Raw genomic sequence first — 12,298 nt, forward strand, 5'->3', positions numbered from 1 at the left:
CAAAAACACTTCTATTTAAAATAAATTAAGTAATTTTATCTTTATTAAACAAAAATAACAAAAAAAATCACTTTTAACATTATAATTTACACTCATAAAAAGTGAATTTTACTGCGTATATGGATAAACTAGACGAAATTGATCTTAAAATTTTAAGAATTCTTCAAAAAAATTCTAAGCAAACTACTAAAGAAGTTGCAAAAACACTAAATTTAACGGCATCTCCTGTATACGAACGTATAAAACAATTAGAAAATAAAGGATACATAAAAAAATATGTAGCTATACTTAACAAACCTTACTTAAACAAATCTATTACAGCAATTTGCATGGTTTCTTTACGCTATCATAATGAAGGTTTTATCGAAAAATTCGAAAAACAAATTAAAGAGCTTAAAGAAGTTCAGGAATGTTACCATATGGCAGGTAAAGTTGATTTTTTTCTAAAAATAAATTTAGAAAGTTTAGAAGAATATCATGAATTTGTTCGACTTAAATTATCTAAAATTGAAAATATAGGAATTCTAGAAAGCTATTTTGTTTTAAAAGAAATCTTATCTACAACAGAATATGATATATAAAAAAATCACCTAAATATACTTTAGGTGATTTTTATTACTTGTGACTCCAGTAGGATATAAACCTACAACCCTCAGAGCCGAAATCTGATATTCTATTCAGTTGAACTATGGAGCCTTTATTATATTAAACTTACAGTAAATTCTTTTTTACTAATGTAGAAATAGTACCACCATCAGCTTGTCCTGCTAATTCTTTAGAAACAACACCCATTACTTTCCCCATATTTTTCATACCAGAAGCCCCTAATTTACTTATAGTAGCAATAACTACTTTTTCTATTTCTTCTTCTGATAAAGCTTCAGGTAAAAACTGTTCTAAAACGGCTAATTCTGCCAATTCTGGCTCCGCTAAATCCTCTCTTCCTTGTTTTATAAAAATTGCAGCACTATCTTTTCTTTGCTTAACTTGCTTTTGTATTATTTTAATTTCTTGTTCTTCAGATAACTCTTGTTGAACACCTGTTTCTGTTTTTGCTAATAAAAAGGCAGATTTAACAGCTCTTAAAGCTTGTAAAGCAACTGTGTCTTTTGCTTTCATTGCTTCTTTCATTTTATCCATTACTTGTTTTTGCAAACTCATATTTCTATTTTTTAATTATTTCTTTGTTTTTTTTAAATACAAAACATTTTTATTATAATCTATAAATGCTTTTCCTTTTTGTAAAACATCTGCACCTATTATACCATGAACTTCTTTTGCTTTATGTTGAACTAAAGCAGTATTTACATGCCCTAAATTAAATAATACTAAATGACATTTTCTTGTTTGCCAATCTCCAATATTTAAAAAATTATTTTTAGATTGTAATGTTTCCATATCTGTTGCTCCAGCTCCTGCAGCTTTAGTTTCACTTTCTTCAGCATCCAAATTAAAATATTCTATTAAATCTAAACTCACACATGAATTTGAAGCACCAGTATCTAAAATAAATCTACCTTTAACACCATTTATAGTTGCTTTTAACTCCAAGTGATTTGTAGCCATTTTTTTAAGCTTTATTTTGATGTATTTCTTCTTTTTAAAAAACTTATTTAGTCTTTTCATACAATTATTTAGTTCTATAACTCAAAAATACAATTTATAAAATTTAGAAAACACTAACGTTCTAAAATTTCTTTTAGCTTTTCTTTATAAAGAAGGAAATTTCTTAAGTTATGATGTGTTCCTCCATCAATTTCAATGTAAACGTTTGTTTTTAATTTATTCAATTTCAATAAAGATTTAGAGTCTTTAAAGAAGGTTGTATCATCATTATTACCATGAAACATAGTTATTGGTGATGTAATTTTAGGAATATCTAAATCTGATCTAAACTTATACTTCAACAAAAAAGTTGGAATAAATTTAGATTTATATTGAACTGCTTTTTTAAAATTAAAAAAGGGCGCTTCTAAAATAAGTTCTTTAGGTGTATTTAAAGAAGTTATTCTTATTGCAAACGTGCTTCCTAAAGAGTAACCATAAACAATAATATTTTCTTCTTTAAAATTATTTTTTAAATAATCATAAATGGTTGATGCATCAGAATACATATTCTCTTCATGAAAATCGCCTGTACTTTTTCCATAATTCCGATAATCAAAAACTAAAACTTCATAATTATAAGCTAAAAGATAAGAAACTCTATTTCCCCATTTAGTTAAATTTCCTTTATTCCCGTGACAAAATAAAATAACTCCTTTTGGATTTGATAATTTAAAATGAAGCGCATTAATCTCATTGTTATCATCCGTTTTTATAAAAATTTCTTCAAATTTATTTGAAAAACTATATTGATGATTTCTGTTTAACTTTTCATCATTTAGAAAAATAAATCTTTCTTGTAATACATAGAGAACGATACTAAATATAATAATAACAAAAGAAAAATAAATCATTAAAATTATTCTTATTAATTAGCCACAAAGCTAATAAATTATAAAAACAATTACCTAATAACAAACGTTTTATAAAAAAAAGTGAATTTGTAACTCTTTTTTTTACACCTTAAACAGATATATCTTTTACTTTTTGATATTAATTTTTGTAAAAAAGTTCTCCTTACTCTAATTTTTAAGTGGTCTTTACTACAATTAGAACAGCTCATAATTTTATATTTGGTAGCAAATCAATTTAAAGAAAGTTAACATCAACCATTAAGCTTTTAATCCTTTTATAAGCTCTTTTTTTAGTTCCTTTAGAAATTTCAAAAGGTAACAGAATAAAAAGTATAAAAATGTTTAAAATTTGCAGTATTTTTTTCATGATTTACTTTTATTGAAAACAATATTTTAACTTAATAAATAAGTTTCCAAAAAACCGATTCACTTCTGAATCGGTCTATAAAAAAATCTAAATAATAATAATTTTACTTATTTTAAGTGAAACATTTTTATTTGATAATTTCTTTTTTTGGGGGACTATTTAATAATAACACTCAAATTTAAAAAAGAAAAAAAAAAAGAAAAAAAAAATGTCGTGAACTGACTTGTTTTTGTCGTGAATGACATTTTTTATATTAAAATAGAATCAAAAGTAAATAAACTAAAATTACTTTTTTACATTTGATAACATTTCCCCTTAAAATCAACATTTTGAAAAAAATATTTTTTATAATTTTCCTTTCTAATTTATCTCTCTGGTCTCAAGATGAAGCTTTTTTATCTATTAATAAAAAAACAATATCTTCTAGAGAAGGATACTTAATCTCAAATCCTTACCATTCGATTTATGATAACACTGGTTGGCTTTGGATACTAGGTGAAAGTACTTCATATAAAAATAATATTTCTGGTAAAAATACCATTTTACAACGTTTTGATGGTGTAAATTTTTTCTCTTTAAAAATGCCTAATATTTCAGGAAAAAAAGTTAGAAAAGGTTATTTTTTAAAAAATAAAAAAAACATACTTTATTTAAAATTATATTACAAAAAAGCAGAGACGGAATTATTTTTTATTGATACTGAAACCTTAGAAATTAAAGCTGTTGATGAATATAATAATTTAACTAAAAAATACAGACTAACAGAAGAGTACATTGCAAACGATAAAATAAGATTAGTACTTGCAAATGGAAATAAATTGTATAGTGCAGAAATTAATAAGTTAAATATAACATTTAAAGATTCTATCACCATAAAAAAAATAGCTACATCACCAATATTTAAAATAATAAAAGCAACAAAAAAACAAACAATTGTAAGACTGTTAACTGCAGAGAAAACCTATTTATTAGATAAGGATGGAAAAATATCCAAAAAAAATACTGAAGTTACTTTTGTAGATACTAAAGGCAACTATTTTTATCCAAATAAAATTTACAATACATTTAAAGTAAAGGATAAATTTTACCATTATTTTAATAATTATAAAAATCTATTTAAATATAATGTAAGTACTAATCAATTCTTAGAAATACCAAACACAAGTAAAGATTACAAAAAAAACAAATTACTTAGATTTAGTTCTAATTATAAAACTGCTTATTCAAATGAGTTTTTTAAAGATTACAATGAATTTAAATTATACCATTTTAATAATTTTGAAGCAAAACTAATTACCAAAATTAAAACTAAGAAAAAGTCTAATATCCTTTATAATACTATTGATAAAAGTTTACTAATTTTAGATTCTAATATTATAGATATTTATCGAATTCATGAAGATAAGACAAGTGAAAACAATAAAGATAAACAGCCTCAATTTACATCTATTTCTTTTTTTGATCATAAGAATGGGCACTGGAAAACAAATAATTCACCTCGTTTTTTAAACAATGTTAAAACAATAGAACTACCATCTGAATATCGCAGGTTTACTGCAACCATATCCTTTTTAGGGCAAACAATACCAAAGGATGCTCACTTAAGATATCGTTTATTAAATAATAAAAATAGTGATTCAAATTGGTTTTTAACTAATTCTGGAAATAAATTATTATTCGCAAATTTAGCATCTGGCTCATATTTATTACAAATAAAAGCAACAAACAATAAAGGAGAGTTAATAGGAAAAATTGTAGAGTTAAAAGTAATTTCACAAGAAGTATTTTACAAAACTTGGTGGTTTATAACATTACTATTTTTAATTGCATTGGGTATTATTGGTTATGTTTTTTATCAATATAAAATAAAAAGAGACTTAAATACAAAAAATAAAATTGCAGTAAATGAAGCTGAAATTAAAACTACAATGATGTTAGAAATTCATCATAGAATTAAAAACAACCTTCAAATAATTTCTGGCCTTTTGGGCTTGCAAATGGCAAATAGTAACAATGATGAATTAAAATTGAATTTACAAGACAGTCAAAGTAGAATAGAATCTATTGCAGGTATTCATAATATTTTATATCAGTCGAATAATCAATATGATGTTTCTTTAAAAAACAATATTAATAGTATTACTAATTACTACAAAACCTTATTCCCAATAAAAGATATTACTTATAACTTAAATATAGATGCATCTATAATTAGTATAGATAAGGCTACACCTCTTTCTCTCTTATTAAATGAATTGATAAACAACTCTAACAAACATGCTTTTAATAATGTAAAGCATCCAGAAATTACGATCAATTTTAATAAAATTGATGAAGAATACCTACTAGAATATTTTGATAATGGAAATTTTCAAAAAATAGAAAACAGAAAAGAATCTATGGGAATGAAAATAATTGGTATGATGAACAAACAACTAAAAGGAAACCTAAAAATTGAAGATTCAAATGGTTTTAAATTAACCTTATTTTTTTCATAGATGAATCATATAAAAGTTTACATTTTAGAAGACGAAATAATAACACAAGAGTTATTAAAACAAACCTTAGAAAACCTAAATTTTAAAGTTTGTGGAACAGCAACAAATGCAAAAAAAGCATTAGAAGAGATAGAATTTTTAAAACCAGATATTGTTATTTTAGACATAAGAGTAGATGGAAAAGAAACTGGTATATGGCTAGGTAATCAATTAAACGTCCCTTTTATATATTTAACAGCTTTTAATGACGTAAACACTATAAAACAAGCTATTAAAACAACACCAACAAACTACTTAGTAAAACCTTTTAATAATAAAGACTTATTTATTGCAATAGAATTAGCCGTTAGTAAAATAAAAAATGCATCTCAAATTATAATAAAAGAAAAAGATAAAAATATTAAGATTTTAGAAAGTGATATTTTATTTGCAAAAAAGGATGATCATTATCTAACATTATATTTAAAAGATTCTAAAAAATTAATTCGTTCTAGTATTAAAGGTTTTTTAGAACTAGTAAAATCAAATTCATTTATACAGGTACACCGTTCTTTTGTTATTAATAAAAACTATGTTTCTGCATTTAATATTAAAGAAATTATTATAGAAGATAATTGTATTCCTATATCAAAGACATATGCAAAAGCTTTTTTAAAAGAAATTTCTTAAAATATAGTTTCATTTAATGAATTTAGAATTACTTTCTATTGTCATTATAAAAAATAATTATAAAAAAACCGATTCATTTCTGAATCGGTTTAAGTTATCTATAAATTGAAGTCTATCCTCCAAAGTCATCAAAACGGATGTTTTCATCAGCAAGACCAAAATCTTCACCCATTTTCTGAACTGCCTTATTCATTAATGGAGGACCACAAAAATATAGTTCTAAATCTTCTGGTGCTTCATGATGATTTAAGTAGTTTTCAATCACACAATTGTGTATAAATCCTACAAAACCATCTCCTGCTTCATCATTAATATCTTTTTTCTTTGTCCAATTATCTGCTTCTGTTGGATCAGATAACGCTATGTAGAATTTAAAGTTTGGAAAATCTTTTTCTAAAGCTCTAAAGTGTTCGATATAAAATAATTCTGCTTTAGAACGTCCACCATACCAATAAGTAACTTTTCTACCAGTTTTTAAAGTTCTAAATAAGTGATATAAGTGAGAACGCATTGGAGCCATACCAGCACCACCACCTACATAAAGCATTTCTGCATCAGATTCGTTAATAAAGAACTCACCATAAGGACCAGAGATAACACATTTATCACCTTTCTTTAAGTTAAAAATGTAGGAAGATGCAACTCCTGGATTTACATCCATCCATCCACCTTTTGCTCTATCAAAAGGAGGTGTAGCAATACGTACATTTAACATAATTTCTCTACCTTCTGCAGGATAAGAAGCCATAGAATATGCTCTTTCTACAGTTTCAGCATTTTTCATTACTAATGGTCTTAAGTTAAACTTATCCCATTCTGCTTCAAATTTATCAGCAACATCATGTTCTTCTGGATGTGCAGTAATATCCATATCTGCATAGTTTACTTCACAAGCTGGTATTTCAATTTGAATATATCCACCTGCTTTGTATCCCATATCTTCTGGAATTTCTACTACAAACTCTTTAATAAAAGTTGCAACATTATAATTCCTTACTACAACTGCATCCCACTTTTTAATTCCAAAAATTTCTTCTGGAATAGAAATATCCATGTCTTGTTTTACTTTTACCTGACAAGATAAACGTACTCCACTTGCTAATTCTTTACGTGTAAAATGAGGTATTTCTGTTGGTAAAGCTTCTCCTCCTCCAGAATTTACATGACACTCACACTGTATACATGTTCCACCACCACCACAAGCTGATGGTAAAAATATTTTTTCATTTCCTAAAGTAGATAATAAAGATCCACCAGAAGCTACTTCTATTGTTCTTTCTCCATTAATGGTAATCTTTACAGGACCAGAAGGAGAAAGTTTTTGTTTAACAAATAATAACAATGCAACTAATAACAAAGTTATTACTAAGAATGCAGCTACTGTAGCTACAATTGTTCCTAATGTACTTGCCGCTAACATCATTATTTTATAATTTCTTTAGTGTTATTTGCTAATTCTTTTTTTGTCAAATCTTTAGCTTTTACTTCTTTATTCATCTCTTTAACAGCTTCTGTTTTTGGAGCTTCTTTTGCTTCTTCATCACCACCAGTTAACATTCCTCCAAAACTCATAAAACCAATTGCCATTAAACCAGTTACAATAAATGTAATTCCTAATCCTCTTAAAGGAGCAGGTATGTTAGAGTACCTAATTTTTTCGCGAATTGCTGCAATAGCTAATATTGCTAAAAACCAACCAATACCAGATCCTATACCATAAGTTGTTGCTAACCCTAAAGTAGCTATTTCACGAGATTGCATAAATAAAGATCCTCCTAGAATTGCACAGTTTACTGCAATCAATGGTAAGAAAATACCTAATGAATTGTATAATGAAGGTGAGAATTTCTCTACAATAATCTCTACCAATTGAACCATTGTTGCAATTGTTGCAATAAATAGAATAAATGATAAGAAACTTAAATCGTATTCTGCATACTCTTCACCTAACCAAGATAAGGCTCCAGGTTGTAATATATATTGATCTAACAACCAGTTTAAAGGTACAGTTACAGCTAATACAAAGATTACTGCTGCTCCTAAACCTACTGCTGTTGTTACTTTTTTAGATACTGCTAAGTAAGAACACATTCCTAAAAATGTTGCAAATACCATGTTATCTATAAAAATTGACTTGAAAAATAATTCTAAATGTTCCATATCTTTTTAGTTATCTTCAATTAATGCTTCGTTTCTACTACGTTGAATCCAGATGATAATTCCAACCACAATTAATGCCATTGGTGCTAATAGCATAAATCCGTTATTTTCATAACCAATTGCGTATAATCCTGTTTTTTCAATAGGATCGCCTAAAACTTTAAATCCTAATAAAGTACCAGAACCTAACAACTCTCTAAAGAAACCTACTAAGATTAGAATAACTCCATAACCAATTGCATTTCCAATTCCGTCTAAGAAAGATCTCCAAGGTCCGTTTGCTAAAGCAAAAGCTTCAAAACGTCCCATAATAATACAGTTTGTAATAATTAACCCAATAAAGGCTCCTAATGTTTTACTTAATTCGTATTGAAAAGCTTTCAGCACTAAATCAACAATAATTACTAATGTTGCAACAACAATTAACTGTACAATAATTCTAATTTTAGAAGGAATAATGTTTCTCATTAAAGAGATTACTACATTTCCTAAACCTAACACAAACAATACAGAAACTGCCATTACAATAGAAGCTTTTAATTCTGCTGTAATTGCTAATGCAGAACAAATACCTAATACCTGAATTGTAATTGGGTTATTATCTGCAAATGGGTCTGTGATTAATGCTGCGTCTTTTTTTGATAAAAGTCCCATATTAATTTGTTTTTAAAGTGTTAAAGTAAGCTACGTATTTTTTCAACTCAGATTTAATCATTGCTGAAACTCCATCACCAGTAATTGTTGCACCAGCAATAGCATCTACTTCGTTATCAGTTTTATCTTCGTTCTTTGGATCGTTGTTTGATTTAGAGATTGCAATTCCTTTAAAAGATCCATCTTTTAATAAATGTTCACCAATAAAATCATCCATAAAGTAACGTTGTTTAATGTTTGCACCTAAACCTGCTGTTTCTCCTTTATGATCAAAATATGCTCCTTGAACAATCATATTAGCATCCATTGCAACATAACCCCAAACTGCATCCCAAAGACCTTTACCTCTAATTGGAGCGATGTAAAATGTTTTACCACCTTTTTCACCAATAAATAAAGGTAATCTTCTAACATTTCCTTCTTTTGCTAAAGTTTGTTCTTTTTTAAGATCGATTAAATAAGCATTTGCATCTTCAGAAACTTTTGCTCCTTGAATTACTAACTGCTTTTTAATATATTTAGAAAACTCTGCTGCAACTTTATCTTTAGAAACAAAGATTGCACTTGTTTCATCATTTTCGTTTACGCCCATTGCGTATAATATATTCTGTTGCTTTTCTATGCGTTTATTCTCATCAATTGTTGGCTTCAACGCAGATGCGAAAAACGCTAGTATTGCTCCTACTATTATCACCATTCCTGTGGCGAATAATAATGTATATAAATTACTATCTGTTTTTTTAGACATAACTAGGCAGTTTTGGCTTTTAAACGTTTTTTTCTTCTATTTACATTTCCTTGAACCACATAATGGTCTATTGTTGGAGCAAAAACATTCATTAATAAGATTGCTAAAAATACTCCTTCTGGATATGCAGGATTAAATACACGTATCATAATTGATATAAAACCAATTAAGAATCCGTAAATCCACTTACCTTTATTTGTTTGTGATGCTGTTACAGGGTCTGTAGCCATATAAACTGCTCCAAATGCTAAACCACCAATCATTAAGTGTTCCCACCAAACTGTGTTCATTAATCCGTAAAATTTGCTAGATTCTGTAATGATATCTGCTGCTACAATTTGATTAAAAATGAACCCCATTACTGCTGCTCCAATAAAGGTTGAAACGATTATTCTCCAACTACCAATCTTTGTAAAGATTAAGAAAGCGGCTCCTAAAAGGATTAAGAATGTTGATGTTTCTCCTACTGATCCTGGAATAAATCCAAAAAACATATCCCATTGATCATAAATAGGTGTTGTGTTTTGTGCATAACTACCTAAAATAGTTTCTCCAGAAATTGCATCTGCAGTTCCTGTTCTATTTACAGCATCATAAACCCAAACTTTGTCTCCAGACATCCAAGTAGGATATGCAAAGAATAAGAAAGCTCTAATTGTTAAAGCAGGGTTTAAAATGTTCATCCCTGTACCTCCAAAAACTTCTTTACCAATTACAACTCCAAAAATTACTGCTACTGCTAACATCCATAAAGGAGTATCTACAGGAACAATTAAAGGAACTAACATACCTGTTACTAGGTATCCTTCTTCTACTTCATGTCCTTTAATGATAGCGAAAATAAATTCAACCCCAAGACCAACTGCATAAGAAACAATTACTAATGGCAATACTTTTATAATTCCAATCCAAAGATTATCAAACGTAAAAAAGTTAGCTAATACATCTGATCTTAAAGTAGCATCTATTGCTGCATGGTGTTGATACCCTGCATTAAACATTCCAAAAATTAAACAAGGAACTAAAGCCATAATTACCGTATTCATGGTACGCTTTAAATCGTCTGCTGCTTTTATATGAGTTCCTCCGTGAGTAACTTCATTTGGTAAATATAAAAAGGTATGGATTGCGTTAAACGCAGGTGCCATTTTTGTTCCTTTATATTTTTCTTTTAAATTATGTAAATTTTGTTTTAAGCCCATAATCTTATCCTAATTCTTCTCTCATTAAATCTAAACCTTCACGAATTATTTTTTGGTGAGGTTGTTTAGATACACAAATAAATTCTGTTAGTGCAAAATCTTCTGGAGCTACTTCGTAACCTCCTAAAGCTTCCATTTCATCTAAATCTTTATACATAAATGCTTTTAACAATTGCATTGGATAAATATCTAAAGGAAACACATCTTCGTAAGAACCAGTAACAACAAATGCTCTGTGTTCTCCGTTTGTATTTGTATTTAAATCGTATTTTTTCTTTGGTGTTAACCAAGAAAAAGTTAATGCTCTAGATGTAGAAATTTTATTAAAAACAGGAGCTGTCCAACCAAAAAGTTCGTAATCATTTCCTTCTGGAATTGCTGTAACTTGATTGTCATAATATCCTAAGAAATCATCTTCTTTTACTTCTTTTCCAGAAAGTACGTTTCCGCTAATGATTCTAGTATTATCGTTTTCTAAATTACTGGCAGTTATATCAGAAATAGTTGCTCCTGCAATTGCAGTTACATATTGTGGCTTGCTAAATTTAGAACCTGTTAACGCTATTGTTCTTGTTGCATTAAACTTACCAGTTAAAAATAGCTCACCAATAATTACTAAATCTTGTGGAGTTATTACCCAAACAACTTCTCCTTTATTAATAGGATCTATGTTTGCAATTTGTGTGCTTACATTTCCTGAAGGATGTGGTCCTGAAACTTTATGTACTTCTACACCACTTAAATTAGCTAATGGAGAGTTAGAACTTGCCCCAACAGAAACATGTACTTTACCTTCTGTAAGTTTTGTTACAGCCGTAATTGCTGCTTGTAACTCTGCTTCTTTACCCGCTAAAGTATAATCTAAATCTGCTGCTAAAGGTGCGCTTGCATATGCTGAAATAAAGATTGATTTTGGTGCTTGGTTTGGGTTTGCAACAACATCATAAGGACGTTGTTTTACAAATGACCAACAACCTGAAGCAAATAAATGATTCTTTACTTCTTCAGCAGACATTGATGCTGCATCTTTAGTTCCGAAATCTTTATATTCTTGCGTTGAGTCTGCAGAAATTTTAACTGCTAATACTTTTCTTCTTGCTCCACGAATTACCTCAACTACTTTACCAGAAACAGGACTTGGAAATAAAATGCGTTCGTCACTTTTTGAATAAAAAAGTACTTCTCCTGCTTTTACTTCAGTCCCTTCTTTTGCGATAAGTTTAGGTGTAATTCCATGGAAATCTTCTGGCTTAACTGCATAAACACTACTTAAAGAAACAGTAGTTGTTGTTTTTTCTGCACTGCCAACAAGCTTAATATCTAAGCCTTTTTTAATACGAATGTCTTTTGACATAGTAAATTGGAATTGTTAGTTATCTTAAAAAATCATGCAAATTTAGGTTTTTTACTATTTATGACTGATATATTTTAACTTTTATCTTGGATAATTTTTATTATTTATAACAATTCTAAATAATAATTTTGTTAGAAAACGTTATAGTAATAAGTTTTGGCTTAAATATTGATGAATCAAATAAATG

The 12,298-nt window shown here is 28.0% G+C and carries 12 protein-coding genes and 1 tRNA gene; 3 read left to right on the plus strand and 10 right to left on the minus strand.

Features of this window, described 5'->3' with window-relative positions; all coding sequences use genetic code 11:
- The first annotated feature begins 119 nt into the window (after positions 1-119).
- Positions 120-581, plus strand: a complete 462-nt coding sequence (locus ABJG40_RS08605) for an Lrp/AsnC family transcriptional regulator (protein ID WP_348024180.1) — start codon at positions 120-122, stop codon at positions 579-581.
- Between the two features lie 41 nt (positions 582-622).
- On the opposite strand, the gene ABJG40_RS08610 is transcribed toward ABJG40_RS08605, so the two are convergent.
- The 4 genes from ABJG40_RS08610 to ABJG40_RS08625 all read right to left on the minus strand — a co-directional run bounded on the left by ABJG40_RS08610 (position 623) and on the right by ABJG40_RS08625 (position 2,459).
- Positions 623-696 (minus strand) — tRNA-Arg (locus tag ABJG40_RS08610).
- Between the two features lie 15 nt (positions 697-711).
- Complete coding sequence (locus ABJG40_RS08615; RefSeq protein ID WP_348024181.1) at positions 712-1,161, minus strand: GatB/YqeY domain-containing protein; 450 nt, start codon at positions 1,159-1,161, stop codon at positions 712-714.
- A 15-nt stretch (positions 1,162-1,176) separates the two neighbouring features.
- A complete protein-coding gene (locus tag ABJG40_RS08620) occupies positions 1,177-1,626 on the minus strand; it encodes a retropepsin-like aspartic protease (RefSeq protein WP_348024182.1) in 450 nt (149 codons plus the stop codon).
- 53 nt (positions 1,627-1,679) lie between these two features.
- Complete coding sequence (locus ABJG40_RS08625) at positions 1,680-2,459, minus strand: alpha/beta fold hydrolase (protein ID WP_348024183.1); 780 nt, start codon at positions 2,457-2,459, stop codon at positions 1,680-1,682.
- A gap of 696 nt (positions 2,460-3,155) precedes the next feature.
- Here ABJG40_RS08625 and ABJG40_RS08630 point away from each other — a divergent pair.
- Both ABJG40_RS08630 and ABJG40_RS08635 read left to right on the plus strand, forming a co-directional pair.
- Positions 3,156-5,324, plus strand: coding sequence for a sensor histidine kinase (locus ABJG40_RS08630; protein WP_348024184.1), 2,169 nt, complete (start codon positions 3,156-3,158; stop codon positions 5,322-5,324).
- Positions 5,325-5,993, plus strand: coding sequence for a response regulator transcription factor (locus ABJG40_RS08635; protein ID WP_348024185.1), 669 nt, complete (start codon positions 5,325-5,327; stop codon positions 5,991-5,993).
- A 112-nt stretch (positions 5,994-6,105) separates the two neighbouring features.
- Here ABJG40_RS08635 and nqrF read toward each other — a convergent pair whose 3' ends face one another.
- The 6 genes from nqrF to ABJG40_RS08665 are packed head-to-tail and all read right to left on the minus strand — an operon-like array spanning position 6,106 to position 12,111.
- Positions 6,106-7,416, minus strand: coding sequence for an NADH:ubiquinone reductase (Na(+)-transporting) subunit F (nqrF, locus tag ABJG40_RS08640; RefSeq protein ID WP_348024186.1), 1,311 nt, complete (start codon positions 7,414-7,416; stop codon positions 6,106-6,108).
- Positions 7,416-8,153 (minus strand): NADH:ubiquinone reductase (Na(+)-transporting) subunit E, encoded by a 738-nt coding sequence (gene nqrE / locus ABJG40_RS08645; RefSeq protein WP_348024187.1) that lies wholly within the window; start codon positions 8,151-8,153, stop codon positions 7,416-7,418. The genes nqrF and nqrE overlap by 1 nt, the downstream gene beginning before the upstream one ends.
- 6 nt (positions 8,154-8,159) lie before the next feature.
- Positions 8,160-8,807, minus strand: coding sequence for an NADH:ubiquinone reductase (Na(+)-transporting) subunit D (locus tag ABJG40_RS08650; protein ID WP_348024188.1), 648 nt, complete (start codon positions 8,805-8,807; stop codon positions 8,160-8,162).
- Position 8,808: 1 nt separating this feature from the next.
- Complete coding sequence (locus ABJG40_RS08655; RefSeq protein WP_348024189.1) at positions 8,809-9,555, minus strand: Na(+)-translocating NADH-quinone reductase subunit C; 747 nt, start codon at positions 9,553-9,555, stop codon at positions 8,809-8,811.
- A gap of 2 nt (positions 9,556-9,557) precedes the next feature.
- Positions 9,558-10,757 (minus strand): NADH:ubiquinone reductase (Na(+)-transporting) subunit B, encoded by a 1,200-nt coding sequence (locus ABJG40_RS08660; protein ID WP_348024190.1) that lies wholly within the window; start codon positions 10,755-10,757, stop codon positions 9,558-9,560.
- Positions 10,758-10,761: 4 nt separating this feature from the next.
- Positions 10,762-12,111 carry a Na(+)-translocating NADH-quinone reductase subunit A gene (locus tag ABJG40_RS08665; protein WP_348024191.1) on the minus strand — a complete coding sequence of 450 codons (1,350 nt, stop codon included), beginning with the start codon at positions 12,109-12,111 and terminating at the stop codon, positions 10,762-10,764.
- Positions 12,112-12,298: the final 187 nt, after the last annotated feature.

It is taken from the genome of Polaribacter sp., from assembly GCF_039939415.1.
Classification (GTDB): Bacteria; Bacteroidota; Bacteroidia; order Flavobacteriales; family Flavobacteriaceae; genus Polaribacter.